We start from the raw sequence: 23,711 nt of genomic DNA on the forward strand, positions 1-23,711 counted from the left end.
CGTTTTTTAGAAAGGGAACTGTTTTGCCCGAGGGACATGAATCGCTGCCGCTCAACTCTGTGCGGGCCTTCGCCGTGATCGCGCGTGAGAAGAGCGTCACGCGAGCCGCAGTCGTATTGGGCATCGCGCAAAGCGCGGTGAGCCGGCACCTGGCCGTCCTCGAAGACTATCTCGGCTCGAAACTTGTCGAGCGGCGGGGACGCAACTCCGAACTCACCGCGTTCGGGAGGCTCTTCGCCACCGCCGTCAGCGAGCCGCTCGACACCATTTATTTTACAGCGCAGCGCATGAAGCGCAGGCAGACGGATCTGAACCGAATTCTCGTCAGGACATCGCTGCCGACCTTCGCCTCGACGCTTCTCATCCCGAACATCCAGGCGTTTTCGACCGAGGCCGGCGGCGCGGTGGTCGACGTTGTCACCACGCTCTCCCAACCGACGTCAGCCGACAATTTCGACGTGCTGATTACGCGCGATCTAGCCTTGGCCGAACCTTCCGACAGATGGGTTCTGCTCAACGAGGACTTGGTTTGCGTCGGCTCTCCGCGACAAGTTGCCGGCAAGGAGATCGATATCGTGACACGCGTTCCGATCGTCTCCATCACCTCTCGTCCAGATACTCTTCCAACCTGGTTGCGGGGGATGGACATCCGCCAGGAAGACATCAAGCTGGGCGCTCGATACGACCATCACTATCTGGCGCTTCCCGCGATAGCGCACGGAAGAAGCCTTCTGGTGACCCCGGAGGTCCTTGTCCGGGATCTGATCAAGCAGGGATTGCTGGAAATCGTCAAAGGTACCCGTACGCCGAGCGGTATGCAGTATCACGCCCATGCAGTCGACCGCAGTCAAAATCTGGATCTGGCGCGAATGTTCTGCCGATGGCTCGTGCGCTTGTGCAAGGAAGACCAACCCAAGTCCAAATTGCTGGGCGCCGCATCGAAATAGTCGATGAATGGCATTCAGTTGCTAGATGGCCCAAGTTGATGGGTAAAAACAAAATGCGCAGACCGGCCTCGATATGAAGTCGAGGTCTTTGCAATGACGATACTTTCAAACCGGCTCCAGCTTGTCCGCCCATCCGAAACAAAGGCGATGACTGCGCGCGCCGCGGCTCTGAGAACCAGCGGAGTCAATGTCATTGTTCTCAGTCAGGGCGAGCCCGATTTCCCGACACCGGCGGCAATTTGCGACGCTGGAGTGCGTGCCATTGGCAAGGGTCTGACGCGCTATACTGCCGTTGCCGGCGCCACGCAGCTGCGCGAGGCAATCTGCGCCAAACTAAAGCGCGATTATGGGGTGGATTATCGTGCCGACGATGTGACTGTTGGTTGTGGCGCCAAGCAGGTCATCTTCAACGCGCTCTATGCCAGCCTTGATGCCGGTGATGAAACCATCATCCCAACTCCGTGCTGGGTTTCGTATCCGGATATGGTCGCTCTGGCGGGCGGGACTGCGGTGCTGGTACCGTGCGAGCCGGAACGCGGTTTCAAGCTCACTGCAGAAGCTCTGGCCGGCGCTATCACCGAGCGCACGAAATGGCTGATGTTGAATTCGCCATGCAACCCGACCGGCGCAGTCTATTCTTCTGATGAGCTTTCAGCGTTGGCGCAAGTCCTGCGAGACCATCCGCAGGTGCACGTGCTTTCGGACGATATTTACGAAAAACTTGTCTACGAGGTTCCTTTCGCCTCGATTCTTACAGTCGCCCCAGACCTGTTCGAGCGGACTGTGATCGTCAACGGCGTCTCGAAGGCAAGCGCGATGACGGGTTGGCGCGTCGGTTATGCCGCCGGGCCGACGCACCTTATCAAGGCCATGAACACGATCCAGGGCCAGACCTCATCGCACACAAGCTCGATCTCGCAATACGCAGCGGTCGAGGCCGTCGGCGGAGATCAGCACTATGTCGCGGATTTCGTGGCCGAGTTCCGAAAGCGCCGGGACCTTGTCGTCGGCCTGCTCGCGCGGGCGCCTGGCCTGAGCTGTTCTGTTCCGGACGGTGCCTTCTATGCCTTTCCCTCATGTGCGGGGTTGATTGGCAAGCGGACACCTCAAGGCAAGATCATTGCCAGCGACGTCGATTTCACGGACTACCTTCTCGACCAGTTCGGCGTCGCAGCCGTACCGGGATCGGCATTCCTGGCACCATCGTTTCTGCGGATCTCATATGCGTCGTCACAGACGGAACTCGATCTGGCCTGCAAACGGATAATCTATGCGTGCGAGGCACTGACGTGAGGATCCCACGATGACCAAAGCGACACGTCTACGCCGCGCAATGGCCGAGAAGGGGCTGGTCCATGTCATGGCGACCCACAGTCCGTTGTCGGCGATCCTCGCCGAGCAAGCCGGGTTCGACGGATTATGGGCATCAGGCTTCGAGCTATCGGCGCTTTATGGCCTTCCCGACATGAGCCTAATCTCGATGACCCAACATCTCGATATGCTTCGGGCCGTTGCCGGCAGAACCTCCTTGCCGATCGTCGCCGACGTCGACACCGGATACGGCAACGCGATCAACGTCATTCACACGGTCCGGGAATATGAGCGATCCGGCTCAAGCGCGATCGTCATTGAAGACAAGTCGTTCCCAAAGGTGACGAGCCTCGCGGTCGACGGCCATCACAACCTAGTGCGTGTCGAAGAATTCCAGGGCAAGATCGAAGCCGCCCTGGCGACGCGATCGGATCCTGACTTCCTGGTCATTGCACGCACAGAGGCGCTGATCGCCGGACTGGGTGAGGATGAAGCGTTGGCGCGTGCCCACGCCTATGAGCAGGCTGGTGCCGACATGATCCTTATCCACTCGAAGAGGAAAGATCCCGGCGAGATCGAGAGCTTCTCAAAAGCGTGGAACGGCGCCGCCCCGTTGGTCATTGTGCCAAACGCCTACCCTGAGCTCAATGCGGCTGACATACGTGTGCTGGGAAACATCCGCATGATAATCTATGGAAATTACGCGATCCGCGCCGCTGCCACCGCAATGAAAGAAACCTTTCTGCGCGTCATAGCGGATGGCGGCGTCCAGCAAGTCCATCGCGACTTGCTGCCCGTAGAAGATGTTTTTCACTTGCAAGGAATGGAAAGCGTTCGTTCCGATGAGCGTCGCTACCTACGCTAGCCTGGCCGCGCCGCGACGACAGAGATCTCGACCAACGTGCCGGCCGACAGCGTCGCTCCGATACACATGCGCTGCGGCCAATGTCCGGGATTGTCCCCAACCCAGCTCAGCCATTCGATATCGAAAGCCTTCTTGTCATCCAGGTTTGCCAGGAAGACCGTAACGGACAGCAAATTCCGACGGTCTGTGCCCAGTTCGCCCAACACCCGGTCTATCTTTGCGAAAGCTGCTGCGACCTGACCTTTGAGGTCGAGACTCTTGTCGTCGGAAGTCGCAACCGCCCAAACGAGATTGCCGAAGCCCGAACCGGAACTCCTGCCTGCGGCAACACCCTTCGATCGATCGATGATCAGCGCTTCACTCATCTGATTGGCTCCTGCTGGCATAGGTTCGAACTGCATCTCCGAATATCGTATCGCCAGCAACGAGCCGGTGTCCAACCAGTCTTTGGACGACACGCGTTCACCGATATCAAACTTGCCGGCTTGCCTGAGGATCCATGCGGAACGACTTGCAGGAGCCTTGAGCCAACACGTCTCCCTGGGAAGCGGTTCCAATTGGTGAGTGTGCTTTCGATAACCCGCCGATTTACACGCTTCACTGCGCTGTTCTCACACGATCCCTGCTGACCCCTTTCAATTTTCAGGAACGATCACTTTACTTGAGAGGCGTTGAACGATGGGAGGCAGAGCATGGCGAACGCATCTGGCGAGTTCACGCTGCAGCGGACCATCCGACGCCAACAGTTGCGGGAGATAGTCCCGCTAGCCGATAGCACCATCTATGAAATGGAGCGGCGTGGAGAATTTCCGCGACGCTTCGCCTTAACTCCAAGATGCGTGGTCTGGGATCTTGGCGAAATTCAAGCGTGGCTCGCGGCGCGGCGCGCAAAGCCCATTCTCAAAGCGCTCTGTCCAGACGTGAGGCAGCGGAGAATCCGTCCTGTCAAAGGTCAGGATCGAGTTGCAGGATCCACTTCGAAGGCGAAATGAACGCCAGATCAGTTTTCCGCGGCATAATTCCATCGACCATCAAGCGAATGCCCTCGGCATCACCGGGATCTTGCCAACGTCCAAGCTCGGCAAAAGCACCGTCGTCCGCTCCATCCAAACGGACCAGGCATCCTGACGTTCGCCATGGAACACCCGATGGGTCAAAGCGATGGGTCAAGCTCAAGCAGCGTCGTGGCGGGGGGCGCGAGTATCGGACCGCGTTTCTTCCCCTCAACCCAGGCATCGACGATATCTGCCCATTCCTGCAACATATGGCGGCGTTGAACCTCATATTCCGCCTTGTTGTAAACTCCGCGGGATGACCGTCCATCCTCATGGGCGAGGCACTTCTCGATCCAATCACTGTTGAAGCCGAGCTCATTCAAGAGGGTAGAACCGGTGCGCCTCAGGTCGTGAACCGTAAACGGTTCCAGAGGTAGTCCGTTCTTCTTGGCATGCTCGACTACAGAATAAGTCACTCTGTTGAAGGTCGCTCGCGACATCGGCGCGTCAGCATCGTATCGCGACGGCAAAAGATATCTCGAATTCCCCGCGCAGGTCTTAAGGGCGATCAGAATGTCCATGACTTGGCGCGAGAGATAGACATTGTGAGGCCTCGAACGCTTCATCCGCTCTTTTGGAATGGTCCAGACCGCATTCTCGAAATCCACCTCCTCCCACACCGCATCCTGAAGTTCGCTTTTCCGGACCATTGTCAGAAGGTAGAGCTTCATACCTAGCCGAATGGTCGGCAGAGTAGGAACGTGTTCGAGTTGCTTGAGCGTGATACGAATTTCGGCCGGCGATAGGGCGCGATCCCTCGGCACGAACGTCGCGATCGCGGCGGGTCCAACCTCATCCGCTGGGTTGGGCACCTTCTCTCCATGCAGGATCGCGAAGCCGTAGATCTGCTTCAGGATATCCCGCACGTGGATTGCAGTGGCTGGAGCGCCGCGCTCGACGATCTTGGCGCAGTGCGCTCGCAGGTCGTCTGGCGTGATTTCCGCAAGCAGGCGATTGCGCCACACGGGGAGGAGCTCACGTTCGAATATGGCGCGGCGCATGGCTCTGGTGCTGTCCGCCATCGAAGCATTCATCAACCATTTCTCGCCGAACTCGCCGAAGCTCTTGGCCTCTTTCAGGCGGTGTTTCTCGCGCTGCTTCTCGATTGCTGGTGAACGTCCCTCTCTGACCGCCCGCCGTGCATCCAGGCACAACTCGCGCGCCCGCGCGAGAGTGATACCATCACGCCCATACTTGCCGAGATAGACCGTCTCGCGTCGGCCATTCATCCGGTAGTCCAGCCGGAAAGATATGGCTCCAGACGGCATGACGCGGACATACATGCCGTCGCGATCGGCGACCTTGTAAATTTTTTCGCTTGGTTTCAGGGCCTTAATTGCGGCATCCGTCAGCATTGCCGTGCCACCTCCGAAAAGTACCGTCATGCGGTTTTTGGGGGCCAGTGCTGAAAAAATGCGCGTGTTCGCAATGGCTTAGGCCAAAATAAGTACCGTCACCGGCCTCATTTCCCGTGACGGTACTTTCAAAATCGGCAGCAATCAATATAGGCAAGGGCCGTCAGCTGTGACGGTACATGCGAACTATGCCCACCGATAGGTATCGATAGGCACAATCGACAAAACTATTATATTTCAGTGCGTTAAATCGAACTCCGGCGTAAAATCGGCGGCTTCCGGATAGGCCTGAATCATTCCCATTCGATGGTTCCCGGCGGCTTGCTGGTCACGTCGTAGACGACGCGATTGATGCCGCGCACTTCGTTGATGATACGGGTCGCGGCGCGGCCGAGGAATTCCATGTCATAGTGGTAGAAGTCGGCCGTCATGCCGTCGACAGAGGTTACGGCGCGCAGCGCGCAGACGAATTCGTAGGTACGGCCATCGCCCATCACGCCCACCGTCTGCACCGGCAACAGCACGGCGAAGGCCTGCCAGATGGCGTCGTAGAGGCCTGCCTTGCGGATCTCGTCCAGATAGATCGCGTCGGCCTCGCGCAGGATCTCCAGTTTTTCACGGGTAATGCCGCCCGGACAACGAATGGCCAACCCTGGCCCTGGGAACGGATGGCGGCCGATGAAGCTTTCCGGCAAGCCTAGCTCCTTGCCCAGGATGCGCACTTCGTCCTTGAACAGCTCGCGCAGCGGCTCGACAAGTTGCATCTTCATGCGATCCGGCAGGCCGCCGACATTGTGGTGCGACTTGATGGTGGACGAGGTGGCACCCGTGAAGGACACGCTCTCGATGACGTCGGGATAAAGCGTGCCCTGGGCAAGGAAATCGGCACCACCCAGCTTCTTCGCCTCTTCCTCGAACACTTCGATGAACAGGCGGCCGATGGTCTTGCGTTTCTTTTCCGGGTCGGACTCGCCTTCCAGCGCCGAGATGAAACGGTCGGATGCGTCGACCAGGATCAGAGGCAGATTGTAATGCTCGCGGAACATGGCGACGACGTCGGCCGCCTCGTTTTTTCGCATCAGGCCGTGGTCGACCAGGATACAGGTCAGCTGGTCGCCAACCGCCTCATGGATCAGCAGAGCGGCGACGGAAGAATCGACGCCGCCCGACAGTGCGCAGATGACCTTACCCTTGCCGACCTGCTTGCGGATCGCCTCGACGGCATGTTCGCGATAGGCCTTCATGGTCCAGTCGCCGGTAAGGCCGGCGATCTTGTTGACGAAGTTGCGCAACAGCTTGGCGCCGTCGGGCGTGTGCACGACTTCGGGATGGAATTGCACGGCATAGAATTTGCGCCCTTCGTCGGCGATCGCCGCGAAGGGAGCACCGGTCGATGTGCCGACAACCTTGAAGCCCGGCGGTAGCGCGGTGACGCGGTCGCCATGGCTCATCCACACCTGATGGCGGGTACCCTTGGCCCAGACGCCGTCAAACAGCGCGCATTCCTGCTCAACCTCTAGGAAGGCGCGGCCGAACTCGCGATGATGGCCGCTTTCCACCTTGCCGCCGAGCTGGGCGCACATGGTCTGTTCGCCATAGCAGATGCCGAGTACCGGAATGCCGGCGGAAAAGACCGCGTCCGGCGCGCGCGGGCTGCCGATATCGACGGTGGAATGCGGGCTGCCCGAGAGGATGACCGCCTTGGGGCGGATGCGTTTGAAGGCCTCGTCGGCCGACTGGAACGGCACGATTTCGCAATAGATGCCGGCTTCGCGCACGCGCCTGGCGATCAGCTGCGTGACCTGGCTGCCGAAGTCGATGATGAGAACGGTGTCGGGATGTGTCGTCATGGCGAGCCTTTAAAGAAAGAAGCAGTCCGGCGCAATGGGGTGCCGCGTCGCAGCCCAGTCGCGACGACCAGGCAAACCAGACCGCCTCGATCTAAAGAGTGTTCGAGCGGAGCGCGGTCTCCAGAAGCCTCACCGCATCGGCCAGCTTCTCGTCGATGACGTGAAGGTATTCGGTCCAGTCGCCGACATTCTTGAGTTCGGCGGCACCGTCCGAAATGCCGCGCAATGCTATCAGCGGAACGCCGAACAACTGGCAGGCGCGCAGGCAGGCAAAGGTCTCCATGTCGGCCATGTCCTCGGCGATCGCGTCATAGGCCGCGCCCGAGACGATGTTTGCGCCGGTCGACAGCGAGGCGCCGGCAATTCCCGGAATTTGATGCGGCAATTGCAAAACAGCCGGCAGATCCAGGAACGGCGTGATGCCCTTCGGAAAGCCGAGCGCCGAGGCGTCCATGTCGCGATAGGCGACCGAAGTTGCCTGGTAGATGCCGGTCTGCTCCAGCCGGCGCGAACCGGCCGAGCCAAGCGAGACGACAAAATCCGGCAACATCGCTTCCGCCTTCAATCGGGCGAGTTCGGCACCAAGACGGACACCGGCCTCGACCGGTCCGACACCGGTCATGTACGGCGTGAACAGACGCTTGAGATGCGGGCCATATTCGGCATCGGCAGCCATGACGAACAGGACACGCCGACCACCGAGCTTGACGGACAAGTCTGCGGATTTCTCGCTCAAGACGTTTCACCACCCTCAAGGCCAAAGAGGCCGCGACCTCGCAACGCCCCGTGTCAGTAACCTCTCGTCGTGTCAGCGGCACGACGAATTCGCTTCGGGAATCGGCTGCTCACCCTTCGATCCCCTCGCGCCCAGTCACCGTCATCATGGTGCCGGTCATGGTGGCGATCAGCCTGGCCTCGCCGTCGGCGGCGAAGGCATAGGCCTGGCCGTCTGCCACGATGATGGTGCGACCGGGCTTGGTGACGGAACCGCGAAACAGGAACCGTTCGCCCTTGCCAGGCGCCAGCAGATTCACCTTGAACTCGATGGTCAGCACGCCCGAGTTTTCCGGCATCAGCGAATAGGCCGCATAACCGCAGGCCGAATCCAACGCCGTCGAGATCACGCCGGCATGGAGGAAGCCGTGCTGCTGGGTGAGAGCCGCCGAATAAGGCATCTCGATCTCGATGATGCCGGGTGTCACCAGCGTCAGTTCGGCGCCGATGGTGGCCATGGCCTGCTGGCGCGCGAAGGAGGTCCTGACGCGCTCTTCATAATTCGGGGCGGGGACGATCTTGGCGCTCATGACAACAGCCCTGGAGACCGAAGGAATTCGGCATAGCCGGCTTATCGCAGAGGCCAGGCTCCCAGGCAATGGTTGTGCTGCATCGCAGCAAACCGATGAATGGTCAACCTGCCTTGCGCAGCGCGCAGAAATAGAAGCCGTCCGTGCCGCTCAATGCCGGCGACAGCGAGATGCCGCCCCCTACGGCAATGCGGGCCGACGCGGCATGCCCTGGGAAGCGAGACTGCCAAAGCACCGTGTGATCGATCGGCGCGAATGTGTTGTCGCGACCCAGGAAGTTCGTGACCTGCTCGTCATTCTCCTCGGGAAAGACCGAGCAGGTGACATAGACCAGCAGCCCACCCGGCTTCACGAAGGCCTTCGCGGTATCGAGGATGGCCGACTGCTCAGCCTTGCGCGCGTCGAGCTGGCGGCGCGTCAGCCGCCATTTGGCATCCGGCCGCCGCCGCCAGGTGCCGCTGCCGGTGCAGGGCGCATCGATCAACACGATGTCCATGTGGCCGGTCAGAGGCGCCAGTTCCTGCTCGCGAGCGACCACCTGAACGTTGCGGTTGTCGGAACGGCGGATGCGGTCGAAGATCGGTGCCAGCCGCTGCTTTTCGGCATCATGCGCGAAAATCTGCCCCTTGTTCTCCATCGCCGCCGACAGCGCCAACGATTTGCCGCCGGCGCCGGCGCAATAGTCGAGCACCTGCATGCCCGGCTTGGCGTCGGTCAGCTCGGCCGCGATCTGCGAGCCTTCGTCCTGCACCTCGAACCAGCCCTTCTGGAAAGCCGGCTCTGCCTGGACGTTCGGATGCCGGCCGTCGCCAGCAATCGGTGCGATGCGGATGCCTTCGGTGGCGAGATGCGCCGGTTCGGCACCTGTTTCGGCGAGCTCGGCCAGAACCTTGGCGCGCTCGGCCTTCAGCGTGTTCACCCTGAGATCGAGCGGTGGTCGCGCGGCAAGTGCCGCCCCCTCCTCCACCCAGGCCTCGCCGAAGGCTGTCTCGAGCAGCGGCACGCTCCAATCAGGACAATCGGCTCTCACCTCGCCCGGGGCATCAGCCAGCCTGCGCGCGGCGATGGTCTCAAGCTCGGCGTCGCTCAGCAGCGAAGGCGCGAACTTGTCACCCTCAAGCGCGGCATTGAGCGATTGCGCGGTCTGTCCCCATTCCAGCAGCAGCGCGCCGAAACCGGTGGCGCGCGGCGTGTCGTCGCCCAGCAGCCAGCCGGCGCTGCGCCTGCGGCGCAGGGCGTCGTAAACGATGTTGCCGATGGCCGCGCGGTCGCCGCCGCCGGCGAAGCGGTGCGACAGGCCCCAGTCCCGCAAGGCATCCGCCGCCGGGCGATGCCTGCGGCCAATATCCTCCAGCACTTCTATGGCTGCCGCCAGCCGCCCGCCCAGTCGCATTCGTCCTGCCGCAAATGATTGATTTCAACCCTGCTGTAACCGGCGCAACCCGAATGCACAAGCCGGCGAACTGGCGCAACCGGCGACGCTTTTCAACGCATCGACTTGGACATAGGCTTTCGCTTGCGATTCGCGGCTCTTGTCCACGGTTGGCAAGGGCCATTCGAGGAGGGGACTATGAAATCTTACTTGGCTGAAGTTCTGGGTACATTTCTGTTGGTGTTTATCGGCACGGCCTCGGTCGTGACCGGTGGTTTCGGTGGCGCGCTGCCGCTCGGGCAGGAAGGCATTGGACTGGCTTTCGGCATCGGCCTCATCGCCGCGGCCTATGCGATCGGACCAATCTCGGGCGCGCATCTCAACCCGGCGGTGACGCTTGGCGTATTCCTCGCTGGCCGCATGCCGGCAAAAGACGTGATCCCCTATTGGATTGCCCAGATCATCGGCGCCATCATCGCTTCGCTGGCGCTGTGGCTCATCGTTTCGGGACAAGTCGGCGGCCATACCGGCGGCTTCGGCGCCAACGGATGGGACGAGACGAAATGGGGCATCCGCTCGGCATTCCTTTGGGAGCTTATCGGAACCTTCACCTTCGTGACGGTCATTCTAGGGGTCACCAGCGGCAAGCACACGACGGCCTTCGCCGGCCTAGTCATCGGCCTGACGCTGGCGGGTCTGCATTTCGCCATCATCCCGGTGACGGGAACCTCGCTCAACCCAGCGCGCTCGATCGGCCCGGCGCTGTTCACCGGCGGCGCGGCTATCAGCCAGCTCTGGCTGTTCATCGTCGCTCCGCTGATCGGCGGCGCCATTGCTGGTATCGTCGCCAAGACCGGAATGTTCGAGAAAGACTGAAAGCAGGGCAAGCACGGCGCCTAACGGGCGCCGTCGCCAACTTTCCAAAAACAAAACAGGCGCGGAGCGATCCGCGCCTGTTCTTTTTTGTATAGCCGGCTCAGACGAGGTCGAAGCGGTCGGCGTTCATCACCTTGTTCCAGGCCGCCACGAAATCCTTCACGAACGTCCCCTTCGCGTCGGCGCTGCCGTAGACTTCGGCGAGCGCGCGCAACTGCGCGTGCGAACCGAAGATCAGGTCGACGCGCGTGCCCGTCCACCGGGCCTCGCCGGTGCCGCGGTCGCGCCCCTCGAACACGCCGTCCGTGGCAGAGGGCCGCCACTCGGTACGCATGTCGAGCAGGTTGACAAAGAAGTCATTGCTCAGCGTCTCCGGCCGTTCGGTGAACACGCCATGCGTGGACTGCCCGACATTGGCGCCGAGGACACGCAGGCCGCCGAGCAGCACGGTCATCTCCGGAGCCGTCAGGTTCAACAGCTGCGCCTTATCGACCAGCAGCGTCTCCGCCGAGAGGCGGTGAGCGCCCCGGCTGTAGTTGCGGAAACCATCGGCGACCGGTTCGAGCGGCGCGAAGGAGTGGACGTCGGTTTCATCCTGCGATGCGTCCATGCGGCCGGGCGTGAACGGCACAGTGACCGCCTGGCCCGCATCCTTGGCCGCCTTCTCGACCGCGGCGGCACCGCCGAGCACGATCAGGTCGGCGAGCGACACTTTCTTGCCGCCGGACTGCGCGGCATTGAACTCCGCCTGGATCGCTTCCAGCTTCTGCAGCACCGCGTTCAGTTCGCTCGGCTGATTGACCGCCCAGTCCTTCTGCGGCGCAAGCCGGATGCGTGCACCGTTGGCGCCACCGCGCTTGTCGGAGCCGCGGAAGGTCGAGGCCGATGCCCAAGCGGTCGACACCAGCTGCGACACCGACAGGCCGGACGCCAGGAGTTTGGCCTTTAGCGCGGCGATATCAGCTTCGTCGACCAGCGCATGATCGACCGCCGGGATCGGATCCTGCCAGGCCAGCACTTCCTTCGGCACGAGCCGGCCGAGATAACGGGCGCGGGGACCCATGTCGCGGTGCGTCAGCTTGTACCAGGCGCGTGCGAAGGCATCGGCGAACGCGTCCGGATCCTCGTAGAAGCGCCGCGAGATCTTCTCGTAGGCCGGGTCGAAACGCAGCGCGAGGTCGGTGGTCAGCATCGACGGTGCGTGGCGCTTCCCCTTGTCGTGCGCGTCCGGCACGGTGCCGGCGCCCATGCCATGCTTCGGCGTCCACTGGTGTGCGCCGGCCGGGCTCTTGGTCAGTTCCCACTCGTAGCCGAACAGGTTCCAGAAGAAGTTGTTGGTCCATTTGGTCGGCGTCGTCGTCCAGATGACTTCCAGGCCGCTGCCGATGGCGTCGCCACCCTTGCCGGTGCCGAAAGCGTTGGCCCAGCCCAGACCCTGCTGCTCGATGCCGGCGGCTTCCGGCTCCGGTCCAACCAGCTTCGCATCGCCGGCGCCGTGCGTCTTGCCGAAGGTGTGGCCGCCGGCGATCAGCGCGACGGTCTCCTCGTCATTCATCGCCATGCGCGCGAAGGTTTCGCGGATGTCCCGCGCTGCGGCCAGCGGGTCCGGCTTGCCGTTCGGCCCTTCCGGATTCACATAGATCAGGCCCATCTGCACGGCGCCGAGCGGGTTCTGCAAGTCGCGATCGCCGGAGTAACGCTCGTCGGCGAGCCAGGCGCCTTCGGGACCCCAGTAGAGCTCTTCCGGTTCCCAGACGTCGGCCCGGCCACCGGCGAAACCGAAGGTCTTGAAGCCCATAGATTCCAGCGCAACGTTACCGGCCAGGATCAAAAGGTCGGCCCAGGAGAGCTTGCGACCGTATTTCTGCTTGATCGGCCAAAGCAGCCGGCGCGCCTTGTCGAGGTTGACGTTGTCCGGCCATGAATTCAGCGGGGCAAAACGCTGCTGCCCGGCGCCGGCGCCGCCACGGCCATCGCCGATGCGGTAGGTGCCGGCGCTGTGCCAGGCCATGCGGATGAACAGCGGTCCATAGTGGCCGAAGTCGGCCGGCCACCAATCCTGCGAATCCGTCATCAGGGCCTTCACATCCGCAATGACTGCATCGAGGTCGAGGCTCTCGAATTCCTTGGCGTAGTCGAACGTCTCACCCATCGGGTCGGACAGGTTGGAATGCCGATGCAGGATCTGGATGTCCAACTGGTTCGGCCACCAGTCGTTGTTCTTCGGTCCATGGCCGCTGAACGGGCATTTGCCTGCGCTTTTGTCGTCGGTCTTCGCGTCCATTTCTTTCTCCAATCGTGAATTTCAAACGAGGCCAGGCCACAAGCCCTTTCGCGGGGCGCACGGCAGATTTCGATCTGGAGAGAGGCTGACGATGGCTGCCTCCCTCGAACTGGGTGGGTTGCCGAAGAGCTGCCGCGAGGCGCCCGCCGAATTGTGGAACGCAGGCAACCTAAGTGCTTCATTCTATAAAAGCAAATTGCCTTTTGTGTTTTTTCCGATAGGTTTTTCTTATGATAAAACTCACTCTGCGGCAGATGCAGTATTTCGAGACACTGGTCCAGACGCTGCATTTCGGGCGTGCCGCCGTCCTGTGCGGCATCAGCCAGCCGGCGCTTTCCGCGCAGATTGCCGACATGGAGGAAAAGCTCGGCTGCAAACTCTTCGACCGCTCCGGCCGCAACGCCATCCTGACGCCGGAAGCGCTTACGCTGTTGCCGCTGATCGCGCGGGCACTGGCGGCCACGCGCGACGTGGAAGAAGCTGCCATGGCGGGGCGCAAGGCGCTGGAAGGCCGCTTCCGGCTCGGCATCATCCCGACGGTGGCGCCCTATCTCCTGCCTTCGGTACTTCCGCAACTGCGGCAGCGCTATCCCGACCTGCGGCTCGAACTGCGCGAGGCGGTAACCGACACGCTGGCCGAGGAAACCGCGCTGGGCAGCCTCGACGCTTTCATCGCGGCGCTGCCGCTCGACCAGCCAGGGTTGACGGCCGAGGCGCTATTCGAGGACCGCTTCTTCCTGGCGGTACCGCGCGCGGAGCCCGATCTGGTGGCGCCGCCGGTACCGCCAGAGAGCCCGGTGCTGGAACGGCTGATGCTGCTGGAAGAAGGCCATTGCCTGCGCGATCAAGCGCTGCAACTGTGCGGCAGCGTGCGCCCCACCGCCATGGCCAACTATGGCGCAACCAGCCTGACCACGCTTCTGCAGATGGTCGGACATGGCTTCGGCGTGACACTGGTGCCGGAGATGGCGGTGGCGCCGACCGCAGCGCTGCCCGATCTTCGCGTCGTGCCCTTCACCGAGCCTATGCCGTCACGCACCGTAGCGCTGGCCTGGCGCCGCAACGGGCACCGCCAGGCGGAATGCAAGGCCTTGGCCCAAGTGCTGAAAAGCGTGCGCGAAGAACCAACGCATGTCCACCAAGTCAGCAGCTCATCTCAGGTCGCCGTCTCATAAAGCGCATCCAGATTTTGGCTGAAGCGAGTTTGACACCATGATCATGGTGCGCCGGCACGACGCCTGCCCCGGAAAGTTTCACGGCTACGCCTGACGCGCCGAAGCGCCTACACTTCAACGATTTCGCTGATCTGCACTATGGGCGCGATGTCTGTATAGTTGGCGACGTCCGCGGCGATCTCCGTGCGGTGGGGACCGAGCGCCTGTTGGAATACCCCCAGGCTCGGCGAGTAGACGTGACACACCGCGACAAACTTCGGCTCGCTTCCAGGTTCGCGACCCGCAAGGCCCTTGTCGATCTCGTAGCGCAGGCAGGCATCGCCGAGCCGTTCCCGCAGCAGCGGCATGTGGGTGGTGCGGTAGTAGTCGTGATCGAACTTCGAGCCGCCATCGGCCGGATAGTAGACGCTCATCTTGATCATGGTCAGGCTCCTGCATGAACGCCGCTCCGAGCGTCCGAGGGGGGCTTTCTAGCTCACGGACTCGCAAAGCGCATCCGGATTTTGGCTGAAGCGAGTTTGACGGGAGCGAGGTGGTTTTCGCTGTGCTTTTCGAAGCGGATTGCGGCACCGATAGAGGAAAGCGCTGAACGGCGGACGACGTCAGTCTATGAGTGCGTGACCTCGACATGGCCGCGCCGCGACAACCGCGGCTTCCCGTCAAATGACCGCTATCGCATCAACCTCTATGAGGTAGCCCGGAGACATGATCGCCACCCCCACGATCACATTCGCCGGCTTGTGATTTCCGAACAACGAAATCTGCGCCTCCTCGATGATCGGAACATGTACATCGCGGTTGTAGTCGACGATATAGATCGTGATCTTGCCGACCTGCTCAGGCCGTGCGCCCGCGGCCCGGAGCGCCCGGCCGAGATTGTCGAATGTCAGGCGAGCCTGCGCCGCAAAATCACCATGCCCCACGAGCTTGCCGTCTCTGCTCTCGGGCTGCTGGCCTGAGACGAACACCATCCTGGTCCCGGTTGCGATGACAACCTGCGTGTACATCTCGGGAACAGGCAGATCATCCGGATTGATGAGTTCGAGCGACATCAGCAACCTCCTGTTTCTTCCGACTGAAACTAGAGCGTTTCCGTTTTTCACTGAACCGCGGAAACGCTCTAACTCTTTGTTTTTACGCAATTCCAGACAGAAGACCGCTACGCACTTTTCCTGGAATTGCTCTAGGCGACAACGCCTTCCTTAGCGCCCGCCCTCAGCAGCATGCCGAACAGGTCGCGCGGCTCGTCGGGATCGGCCAGCAGGTCGAGCTCCTCATAGAGGCCGGTCGCCTGCAATTGGTCGCGCACATAACGCAGCGCCGAGAAATCCTCGGTGGCGAAACCGACGGAATCGAACAGCGTGATCTGCTTGTCACTGGAGCGACCGGCGACCTTGCCGGCCATCACCTGCCACAGCTCTATCACGGGATGGTCAGGGTCCAATTGCTGGATTTCGCCCTCGATGCGGGTCTGCGGCGGGAACTCCACGAAGATGTCGGAGCGCAGCAGGATATCACGATGCAGCTCCGTCTTGCCGGGGCAATCGCCGCCGACGGCGTTGATGTGCACGCCGGAGCCGACCATGTTGTCGGTCAGGATCGTCGCATACTGCTTGTCGGCGGTCACCGTGGTGATGACCTCGGCGCCTTCCACCGCTTCCTGGCCCGAGGAACAGATGGTGATGCCGAAACCCATGCCGGCAAGGTTCTTGGCGCAGCGGCGCGAGGCCGACGGATCGATGTCGTAGAGACGCAGCCTGTCGATACCGGTGATCGCCTTGAAGGCGATGGCCTGGAATTCCGACTGCGCGCCATTGCCGATGATGGCCATGGTGCGGGCGCCATTCGGCGCCAGATATTTGGCCGCGACCGCCGAGGTGGCGGCGGTGCGCAACGCGGTCAGGATGGTCATTTCGGTGAGCAGCATCGGATAGCCCGAGCCGACATCGGCCAGCACGCCGAAAGCGGTCACCGTCTGCAGGCCCTCACGCGTATTCTTCGGGTGGCCGTTGACGTATTTGAAGCCATAGAGCCTGCCGTCGCTGGTCGGCATCAGCTCGATGACGCCGTCATGGCTGTGCGAGGCAATACGCGGCGTCTTGTCGAACAGCTCCCAGCGACGAAAATCCTCTTCGATGTAGGCGGCTAGCTCGGTGAGAAACCGCTCGACGCCGATGGCCAGCACCAGCTTCATCATGGAATCGACGCTGACAAAGGGAACGATGTTGAGCTTGGCTGCGGTCGTCATCAGAAGCTCCTCGTCGGACGGTCCATGATGCGACGGCCCATCAGGCTCGCCGTCAGGTCGACCATCAAGGTGGCGGTACGGCCGCGTTCATCGAGGAAGGGATTGAGTTCGACGAGATCGAGGCTGGTGACCAGTCCGCTGTCGGACAACATCTCCATCACCAGATGCGCCTCACGCAAGGTAGCGCCGCCGGGCACCGTGGTGCCGACAGCCGGCGCGATCGACGGATCGAGGAAATCGACGTCGAGGCTGACATGCAGAAGGCCGTTTTCGGCAGCGACACGCGCGAGGAAGGCGCGCAGGAGCGGCGCGATACCGTGCTCGTCGATGGCGCGCATGTCGTGTACCGTCACGCCGGCCTCGTTGAGCGCCTGGCGCTCAGCCGCATCGACGCTGCGCAGGCCGAGCGTGCAGATACGCGTGGGCTCCACCCGCACGGTCAGATCCGGGAAGACGCCGGTAAAGCCAGGCAGGCCGCAGGCATAGGCAAGCGGCACGCCGTGCAGATTGCCGCTGGCGGTGGTGTCGAGCGTGTGGAAATCGGGATGCGCGTCGAGCCACAGGACAAAGAGAGGCCGGCCGGTCTCAGCGGCACGGCGGGCGATACCGGACAGCGTGCCGGCGGAGATGGCATGATCGCCGCCAAGGAAGATCGGCATCGCGTCCTTGCTGGCCTGATAGGCAGCCTCGGCAATCGCTGCCGTCCAGGCAACGATCTCCGGCAGCGCCTTCAACGCGGGATTGCGGTGAGTGATCGGCTGGGTCGCGGTAGGCTGCACCGTCCCCAGGTCTTCGACCTCATGGCCAAGCTCGATCAACGCCGGGATCAGTCCGGCCGTACGCAATGCGCTTGGCCCCATCTCGCATCCCAGAACTCCGGCGCCATCCTGCTCCGGCGCACCCAATATCCTGCAACGCATGATGTTCCTTCCCTGTTTAGATCTTTTGCGGCAATTGAAGCGCAAACGACTGGCGGAATGAACAATCTGAATTGGCAAATATTGCCCAATGCCTTATCATTTCGGCAGTATCGATTACCAATATGGTCAAACATGGATGCGCTGGACGAAAGACTGGTGACGCTGCTGCGCCATGACGGCCGCCGCTCCATCTCCGACCTTGCCGTCGATCTCGGCGTGTCTCGCGCCACCGTTCGCGCCCGCATCGAACGGCTGGAGCGCCAGGGCGAAATCCTCGGCTACACCGTCATCCTGCGGGCGGATGCGCTGGAACAGCGCGTGCGCGGCATCATGATGATCGAGGTGGAAGGCCATGCCGCCGACCGCGTGGTGCGGGCTCTCGGCGGCTTCCCGGAAATCTCGGCGGTGCACACCACCAACGGCCGCTGGGACCTGGTCGTGGAGCTCAACACCGAAACGCTGACGCAGCTCGACGCGGTGCTGCGCAAGGTGCGGCTCATTCCAGCCATCACCGGTTCCGAAACGACGCTGCTGCTGGCCACCCCGCGCTCGACGCGGGCACGGCTGTAAGCTCGATTGCGATCAGGACTTGAGGCCCAGTTCCTCGACCATGGCGTCGCGCATGATGAACTTCTGCGCCTTGCCGGTCACGGTCATCGGCAGGCTGTCCTTGAAGCGGATGTAACGCGGTACCTTGTAGTGCGAGATCTGCCCGGCGCAGAAGGCCTTCACATCCTCCTCGCTCATGGTCTCACCCGGCTTCACCACGATCCAGGCGGCGATCTCCTCGCCATATTTGGCATCCGGCACGCCGAAGACCTGCACCTCCTTCACCTTGGGATGCCGGTAAAGGAACTCCTCGACCTCGCGTGGATAGACGTTCTCGCCGCCGCGAATGACCAAATCCTTCACGCGCCCGACGATGTTGCAGAACCCCTCCTCGTCGATGGTGGCAAGGTCGCCGGTATGCATCCAGCCGTCCGGGTCGATCGCCTCTGCGGTCTTTTCCGGGTCTTCCCAATAACCCTTCATCACCGAATAGCCGCGCGTGCACAGTTCGCCGCGCTCGCCGACCGGCACCGTGCCGCCTTCGGCATCCACCACCTTGACCTCGACATGGGGATGGATGCGGCCGACCGTCGAAACACGCTTCTCCAACGGGTCGTCGACGCCGCTCTGGAAGGAAACCGGGCTCGTCTCGGTCATGCCGTAGGCGATCGTCACCTCCGACATATGCATGAGCGCGATGACCTTCTTCATCACCTCGATCGGACAGGGCGAACCGGCCATGATGCCGGTGCGCAGCGACGACAGGTCGAAGCTCTTGAAATCCGGATGGTCGAGCATGGCGACGAACATGGTCGGCACGCCGTAGAGGCCGGTGCAGCGTTCGTCGGATATTGCTTTCAGCGTCACGCCGGGATCGAAACCCTCGCCCGGGAACACCATGGTCGCGCCCTTCGACACACAGCCCATCGACCCCATCGACATGCCGAAGCAGTGGTAGAAGGGCACGGGAATGCAGAGCCGGTCATTCGCGGTCAGCCGGATGGCGGCGGTGACGAAATTGCCGTTGTTGATGATGTTGGCATGGGTGAGTGTAGCGCCCTTCGGCGCGCCTGTGGTGCCGGACGTGAACTGGATGTTGATGGCATCGTCGGGCGTCAGCGTCGCACTGATACGATCCAGCGCCGCCCGGTCGGCACCGGCGCCCATCGCCAGAACGTCGCCGAAGTTGAACATGCCGGGCGATGTCTCCTCACCCATGCGGATGACGATCTCAAGCGCCGGCAGTTTCGCCGCCGCCAGCTTGCCTGGCACGGCGACATCGATCTCGGGCGCCAGCGTCCGGATCATGCCGAGATAGTCCGAGGTCTTGAACTGCGCGGCCGTGACCAGAGCCCTGCAACCGACCCTGTTCAGCGCATATTCGAGTTCGGCCAGCCGGTAGGCCGGGTTGATGTTGACGAGGACAAGCCCGATGCGCGCGGTGGCGAACTGCGTGACCAGCCATTCCCAGCGGTTGGGCGACCAGATGCCGACACGCTCGCCCTTTCCCAGACCGAGTTTCGCCAGACCGGCGGCGAATGTGTCGACCGTCTGCGCCAGCTCATCCCAGGAAAAGCGCTTGCCCTGGCTCGGAAAAACAGCGGCATCGCGCGGACCATGAGCCCGCACCGTATCGCCCAGCAATTGCGGGATGGTCTTGTCGAGCAACGGCACGAGGCGTTCGCCCGACACATGCGAAAGCCCGTCTCGGGGCGCGATGAACACAGCACCGGCCTGCGCGGCGCGATCGAATGTCGGGCGCGTGCCTTTCAGTTCGTCGGGATTGATCGCCATGGCCACCTCCTGCGCTAGCCGGCAGAGGCTATCAGCCGGTCAACCGACAGAACATCCAGTCAAAAGTCTGATGGCGCAAGCGGCCGCGTGTCGCTGCTATGCGAGCGAGGCCGCGACCTTGGCGGTGATGTCGGCGACAAGGGCTGCATCGGCCGGCTTGCGTTCCTTCTTCGAGGCCACGAGGCAGGCCTGCGATTTCAGCACGATGCCGTCCGACAGGATTTTCAGATGGTTCGCCTTTAGCGTCGAGCCGGTCGTGGTGATGTCGACGATGATGTCAGCCGAGCCTGCTGCCGGCGCGCCTTCGGTGGCGCCCAGGCTCTCGACGATGCGATAGACCTGGATACCGTGCTTGGCGGTGAAGAATTGCTGCGTCAGCCGCCAGTATTTGGTGGCGATGCGCAGCCTGCGGCCATGGCGCTGGCGGAAGTCGGCGGCGACATCGTCGAGGTCGGCCATGGTGTCGACGTCCAACCAGATGTCCGGCACCGCCACGACCACATCGGCGTGGCCAAAGCCCAGCCGGGCCGCGATCTCGGCGCGCGATTGCCAGTCGGCCAGGTTCTCGCGCAAAAGGTCTTCGCCGGTGATGCCGAGGTCGACGGCGCCCTGTCCGATCTCGCCGGCGATTTCGGATGCCGACAGGAACGCCACCTCGATATCGTCGCGGCCGGCGATACGCGCGTGATATTTGCGGTCGTCCTCCGGCAGGCTGACGGCAAGCCCGGCCTTCGCCAGAACCTCAAGCGCCTGTTCCTTCAGCCGCCCCTTGGACGGGATCGCCAGCGTCACGGTCATGATGCGTCACCCCGTAGCGCCTCGATGCGGTCGAGCCAGACCGAGAAACCGACACCGGGAATCTGGCTTTTGGCGCCGAGCAGCGTCAGCAGGCGGTCGTAGCGCCCGCCGCCGGCCAATGGACGCTCGCCATCGGCGGAGGCTATTTCGAAGACGAGGCCGGTGTAATAATCCAGCGGACGACCGAAAGCGGCATCGTAGCGGACCGCTTCTGACGGCAGGCCATGGCCGGCGACCGCGTCCGCGCGGGCAGCGAACGTGTCGAGCGCGGCGCCCAGCGCCAGGCCAGCATCGGCGGCGAAGCGCTCCAGCGCCGCGGCCGCCTGCGCCAGCGGCACATGGATGGCCAGGAATGCCTTCAATGCCGCAAACGCCTCGTCGGACAAACGCACGGAACGCAGCTGCGCCTTCTCGACCAGCCGGCGCGCGATGTCCGCCGGTGTGCGGCCGGCGGAGGCCGAGAGACCGACCGTTTCCATGCCGCCGGCGATGTGCGCCATCAGCCCGTCGAGATCGGCGTCCAGCGCCAGCGTGGCGATAGGCGCCGGCAATTGGCCGTTGCGCGGCGGGTTGGCGAGATCGGCAAGCGCGGCTTCCAGCATCTCCTTCGAACCGAAAGCGCGGGCGAGCCGCATGCGCCAGCCGCGCGGCAGGCCGAGCGCGGCCAACACCGCTTCGAAGATAGCCTGATCGCCCAGCGTGACCGACAAGACGCGATCCGGCAGCGCCAGCGACAGCAAGGCATGGGCATCGGCAATGTTGCGGGCGTCGGCGGCGGCGGTGTCGGTATCGCCAAGGTCCTCGATGCCGGCCTGGAAAAATTCGTTACCGCCTTCGCGCCGCTGGCGGAAAACCTCGCCGAGATAGCCGTAGCGGCGCGGCGTGCCCGCCTGGCTGGCGATGTGGTCGAGGCAAACCGGAATGGTGAATTCGGGACGCAGGCAAAGCGTCTGGCCGGTCTCGCTTTCGGTCAGGAAGATGCGGCGGCGCAGATCCTCGCCGGCCATATCGAGGAACGGATCGGCCGGCTGCAGCACCGCCACTTCGACGAGACCGGCGCCGCGCCGTTCGAGCAGCGCAGCGACTTCGCCGGCGAAAGCTGGGGGCCGCGCGCTTCTCACGAGGACACTTTCTGCATCAGCTCGATGCGGTTGCCGAACGGATCGTAGATGTGGATGCGCACATAACCCGCCAGCGGCACATCGGTCGCCACGCGATAGCCGGCGTTTGTCACCGCCGCCTCCAACGCCTTCACATCGTCAACCAAGAAGGCAGGATGCGCCTTGCCGGCCGCATGAAAGTCGGGGTCGACGCCGAGATGCACTTTCACCGCGCCGCTTTCGAACCAGCAGCCACCACGCGCTGCGAGACTGTCGGGCTTCGCCAGCTCGATCAGGCCTAGAATGCCGGCATAGAAGGCGCGAGCGTCGGCCTCGCGCCCCCCCGGCATGGCAAGCTGGACATGATCGATGGCGAGCAGCGTCATTGGCGATCGGCTGCCTGCGCGGCCAGAATCTTCTTCACCTCGGCCACCAGATCGGCCTCCGGCACAGTCACTTGGCCCGGGCGCGCTTCCTTGTATTCGGCGTGGTCGGCGATCGCCGCCGCCTGCCGGGCGCCCTCGATCAGGTCCTTCAGCTGCACTTCGCCTGCATCGCGCTCGCTTGACCCCTGGATGACCGCGACGGGAGAGCCGCGGCGGTCGGCATATTTCAGCTGCGCCTTCATGCCGGCCCCGCCGAGATAGAGCTCGGCGCGAATGCCGGCCTGGCGCAACTGCGAGACCATCTTCTGGTAACGGCCGAGGCTTTCCGTGTCCCGGTCCATGACCAGCACGACGACGGGCTGGACGATGTCGGACATGTCGAGCTTGCCGAGGTTCTTCAGCGCCGTCATCAAGCGCGAGACGCCGATGGAGAAGCCGGTGGCCGGCACGGGCTCGCCACGGAAACGCGAGATCAGCCCATCATAACGACCGCCGCCGCCGACCGAGCCGAAGCGCACGATCTTGCCTTCGTCATTGGGGATTTCGGCGAGCAATTCGGCCTCGTAGACCGGGCCGGTGTAATATTCGAGGCCACGGACGATGGAGGGGTCGATCTTGACGCGGCCATCCTCATAGCCAGCGGCGGCAATCATCGCGCCGATATCTTGCAGTTCCTGCACGCCCTCTGCCCCACGTTCCGAGCCGGAGACCGCGGCCCGCATCTTGACCAGCGTATCGGTGAGATCGCCAGTGCTTGGTGCCGTCAGAAGCAGCACACGATCGGCCTGTGCATCATCCAACCCAGCGCCCTTGGTGAAATCGCCGCTTTCGTCGAGGCGGCCCTTGCCAAGCAAAGCGCGCACGCCGTCCGGCCCGACCTTGTCGAGCTTGTCGATGGCGCGCAGCACGATCAGACGGCGGCCGGCATTGTCATCGCCGCCGAGGCCGATGGCCTCCAGCACGCCGTCCAGCACCTTGCGGTTATTGACGCGGATGACATAGTCGCCGCGCGCAATACCCAGCGCTTCCATCACGTCGGCCATCATCATCGCCATTTCGGCATCCGCCGCCACGCCGGGCGTGCCGATCGTGTCGGCGTCGAACTGCATGAACTGGCGGAAGCGTCCCGGACCCGGCTTCTCGTTGCGGAACACCCAGCCGGAGCGGTAGCTGCGATAGGGTTTCGGCAGGCGGTCGTAATTCTCGGCGACGAAACGCGCCGTCGGCGCGGTCAGGTCGTAGCGCAGCGACAGCCACTGCTCATCGTCGTCCTGGAAGGAGAAGACGCCCTCGTTCGGGCGATCCTGGTCGGGCAGGAACTTGCCGAGCGCATCCGTATATTCGATCAGCGGCTGCTCGACCGGCTCGAAGCCATAGAGCTCGTAGACGCCGCGAATGGTCGCCATCATCTTGTCGACGGCGCGGATATCCTCGGCGCTGCGGTCGGCAAACCCGCGCGGCAGCCGCGCCTTCATCTTTTCCGGTTTGTCGGCCATGGCCTCAATGCTCGCTGTCAGTGGTG

The 23,711-nt window shown here is 62.7% G+C and carries 24 protein-coding genes; 7 read left to right on the forward strand and 17 right to left on the reverse strand.

Going from position 1 to position 23,711, the window contains the following annotated elements:
• Positions 1-23 precede the first annotated feature (23 nt).
• The 3 genes from AB4136_RS05035 (at position 24) to AB4136_RS05045 (ending at position 3,123) form a co-directional block, all read left to right on the forward strand.
• Positions 24-947, forward strand: coding sequence for a LysR family transcriptional regulator (locus AB4136_RS05035; RefSeq protein ID WP_017865986.1), 924 nt, complete (start codon positions 24-26; stop codon positions 945-947).
• 93 nt (positions 948-1,040) lie between these two features.
• Positions 1,041-2,240, forward strand: coding sequence for a pyridoxal phosphate-dependent aminotransferase (locus AB4136_RS05040; RefSeq protein WP_065997721.1), 1,200 nt, complete (start codon positions 1,041-1,043; stop codon positions 2,238-2,240).
• Between the two features lie 10 nt (positions 2,241-2,250).
• The gene (locus AB4136_RS05045; RefSeq protein WP_065997724.1) at positions 2,251-3,123 is read left to right on the forward strand and encodes an isocitrate lyase/phosphoenolpyruvate mutase family protein; all 873 of its coding nucleotides are present in this window, start codon (positions 2,251-2,253) and stop codon (positions 3,121-3,123) included.
• On the opposite strand, the gene AB4136_RS05050 is transcribed toward AB4136_RS05045, so the two are convergent.
• The gene (locus AB4136_RS05050; protein WP_245317488.1) at positions 3,120-3,680 is read right to left on the reverse strand and encodes a Rid family hydrolase; all 561 of its coding nucleotides are present in this window, start codon (positions 3,678-3,680) and stop codon (positions 3,120-3,122) included. The genes AB4136_RS05045 and AB4136_RS05050 overlap by 4 nt on opposite strands.
• Positions 3,681-3,815: 135 nt before the next feature.
• Here AB4136_RS05050 and AB4136_RS05055 point away from each other — a divergent pair, with 135 nt between their 5' ends.
• Complete coding sequence (locus tag AB4136_RS05055) at positions 3,816-4,115, forward strand: helix-turn-helix transcriptional regulator (protein ID WP_083237725.1); 300 nt, start codon at positions 3,816-3,818, stop codon at positions 4,113-4,115.
• Here the strand turns inward: AB4136_RS05055 and AB4136_RS05060 are convergent.
• The 6 genes from AB4136_RS05060 to AB4136_RS05085 form a co-directional block, all read right to left on the reverse strand.
• Positions 4,069-4,233, reverse strand: a complete 165-nt coding sequence (locus AB4136_RS05060) for a hypothetical protein (protein ID WP_167523839.1) — start codon at positions 4,231-4,233, stop codon at positions 4,069-4,071. The two genes, AB4136_RS05055 and AB4136_RS05060, sit on opposite strands and share 47 nt — an antisense overlap.
• Positions 4,234-4,276: 43 nt before the next feature.
• Positions 4,277-5,533 carry a tyrosine-type recombinase/integrase gene (locus AB4136_RS05065; protein ID WP_065997779.1) on the reverse strand — a complete coding sequence of 419 codons (1,257 nt, stop codon included), beginning with the start codon at positions 5,531-5,533 and terminating at the stop codon, positions 4,277-4,279.
• Between the two features lie 293 nt (positions 5,534-5,826).
• Positions 5,827-7,383: a glutamine-hydrolyzing GMP synthase gene (gene guaA, locus AB4136_RS05070; RefSeq protein ID WP_024924666.1), complete on the reverse strand. Its 1,557-nt coding sequence runs from the start codon at positions 7,381-7,383 to the stop codon at positions 5,827-5,829.
• A 91-nt stretch (positions 7,384-7,474) separates the two neighbouring features.
• Positions 7,475-8,119 carry a 5'-methylthioadenosine/S-adenosylhomocysteine nucleosidase gene (locus tag AB4136_RS05075; RefSeq protein WP_036254379.1) on the reverse strand — a complete coding sequence of 215 codons (645 nt, stop codon included), beginning with the start codon at positions 8,117-8,119 and terminating at the stop codon, positions 7,475-7,477.
• 109 nt (positions 8,120-8,228) lie between these two features.
• Positions 8,229-8,687: a PaaI family thioesterase gene (locus AB4136_RS05080; protein ID WP_024924664.1), complete on the reverse strand. Its 459-nt coding sequence runs from the start codon at positions 8,685-8,687 to the stop codon at positions 8,229-8,231.
• Positions 8,688-8,790: 103 nt separating this feature from the next.
• Positions 8,791-10,080 carry an RsmB/NOP family class I SAM-dependent RNA methyltransferase gene (locus AB4136_RS05085; protein WP_024924663.1) on the reverse strand — a complete coding sequence of 430 codons (1,290 nt, stop codon included), beginning with the start codon at positions 10,078-10,080 and terminating at the stop codon, positions 8,791-8,793.
• 177 nt (positions 10,081-10,257) lie between these two features.
• On the opposite strand from AB4136_RS05085, the gene AB4136_RS05090 reads away from it, so the two are divergent.
• Positions 10,258-10,935, forward strand: a complete 678-nt coding sequence (locus tag AB4136_RS05090) for an MIP family channel protein (protein ID WP_024924662.1) — start codon at positions 10,258-10,260, stop codon at positions 10,933-10,935.
• A 100-nt stretch (positions 10,936-11,035) separates the two neighbouring features.
• On the opposite strand, the gene katG is transcribed toward AB4136_RS05090, so the two are convergent.
• Positions 11,036-13,219 (reverse strand): catalase/peroxidase HPI, encoded by a 2,184-nt coding sequence (gene katG / locus AB4136_RS05095; RefSeq protein ID WP_024924661.1) that lies wholly within the window; start codon positions 13,217-13,219, stop codon positions 11,036-11,038.
• A 230-nt stretch (positions 13,220-13,449) separates the two neighbouring features.
• Here katG and AB4136_RS05100 point away from each other — a divergent pair, with 230 nt between their 5' ends.
• Positions 13,450-14,394 carry a hydrogen peroxide-inducible genes activator gene (locus AB4136_RS05100; protein ID WP_024924660.1) on the forward strand — a complete coding sequence of 315 codons (945 nt, stop codon included), beginning with the start codon at positions 13,450-13,452 and terminating at the stop codon, positions 14,392-14,394.
• 107 nt (positions 14,395-14,501) lie between these two features.
• On the opposite strand, the gene AB4136_RS05105 is transcribed toward AB4136_RS05100, so the two are convergent.
• The 4 genes from AB4136_RS05105 to rocF form a co-directional block, all read right to left on the reverse strand.
• Positions 14,502-14,816: an EthD family reductase gene (locus AB4136_RS05105; protein ID WP_024924659.1), complete on the reverse strand. Its 315-nt coding sequence runs from the start codon at positions 14,814-14,816 to the stop codon at positions 14,502-14,504.
• Positions 14,817-15,053: 237 nt separating this feature from the next.
• Positions 15,054-15,446 carry a RidA family protein gene (locus AB4136_RS05110; RefSeq protein WP_024924658.1) on the reverse strand — a complete coding sequence of 131 codons (393 nt, stop codon included), beginning with the start codon at positions 15,444-15,446 and terminating at the stop codon, positions 15,054-15,056.
• Positions 15,447-15,577: 131 nt separating this feature from the next.
• Positions 15,578-16,642 (reverse strand): ornithine cyclodeaminase, encoded by a 1,065-nt coding sequence (locus AB4136_RS05115; protein WP_024924657.1) that lies wholly within the window; start codon positions 16,640-16,642, stop codon positions 15,578-15,580.
• A complete protein-coding gene (rocF, locus tag AB4136_RS05120; RefSeq protein WP_024924656.1) occupies positions 16,642-17,562 on the reverse strand; it encodes an arginase in 921 nt (306 codons plus the stop codon). Before rocF ends, AB4136_RS05115 begins: the two co-directional genes overlap by 1 nt.
• A 132-nt stretch (positions 17,563-17,694) precedes the next feature.
• On the opposite strand from rocF, the gene AB4136_RS05125 reads away from it, so the two are divergent.
• Complete coding sequence (locus AB4136_RS05125; RefSeq protein WP_036254375.1) at positions 17,695-18,132, forward strand: Lrp/AsnC family transcriptional regulator; 438 nt, start codon at positions 17,695-17,697, stop codon at positions 18,130-18,132.
• A gap of 12 nt (positions 18,133-18,144) precedes the next feature.
• Here AB4136_RS05125 and AB4136_RS05130 read toward each other — a convergent pair whose 3' ends face one another.
• From AB4136_RS05130 to hisS, 5 genes are all read right to left on the reverse strand, one after another.
• Positions 18,145-19,905 carry an AMP-binding protein gene (locus AB4136_RS05130; protein WP_036254372.1) on the reverse strand — a complete coding sequence of 587 codons (1,761 nt, stop codon included), beginning with the start codon at positions 19,903-19,905 and terminating at the stop codon, positions 18,145-18,147.
• 96 nt (positions 19,906-20,001) lie between these two features.
• Positions 20,002-20,703: an ATP phosphoribosyltransferase gene (gene hisG, locus AB4136_RS05135; RefSeq protein WP_024924655.1), complete on the reverse strand. Its 702-nt coding sequence runs from the start codon at positions 20,701-20,703 to the stop codon at positions 20,002-20,004.
• Positions 20,700-21,824, reverse strand: coding sequence for an ATP phosphoribosyltransferase regulatory subunit (locus AB4136_RS05140; RefSeq protein ID WP_024924654.1), 1,125 nt, complete (start codon positions 21,822-21,824; stop codon positions 20,700-20,702). Before AB4136_RS05140 ends, hisG begins: the two co-directional genes overlap by 4 nt.
• Positions 21,821-22,189 carry a VOC family protein gene (locus AB4136_RS05145; protein ID WP_024924653.1) on the reverse strand — a complete coding sequence of 123 codons (369 nt, stop codon included), beginning with the start codon at positions 22,187-22,189 and terminating at the stop codon, positions 21,821-21,823. Before AB4136_RS05145 ends, AB4136_RS05140 begins: the two co-directional genes overlap by 4 nt.
• On the reverse strand, positions 22,186-23,685 hold the full coding sequence (hisS, locus tag AB4136_RS05150; RefSeq protein ID WP_024924652.1) for a histidine--tRNA ligase: 1,500 nt from the start codon (positions 23,683-23,685) through the stop codon (positions 22,186-22,188). Before hisS ends, AB4136_RS05145 begins: the two co-directional genes overlap by 4 nt.
• Positions 23,686-23,711 lie beyond the last annotated feature (26 nt).

This window comes from Mesorhizobium sp. 2RAF21 (assembly GCF_052115345.1).
Taxonomy (GTDB): Bacteria; Pseudomonadota; Alphaproteobacteria; order Rhizobiales; family Rhizobiaceae; genus Mesorhizobium; species Mesorhizobium terrae.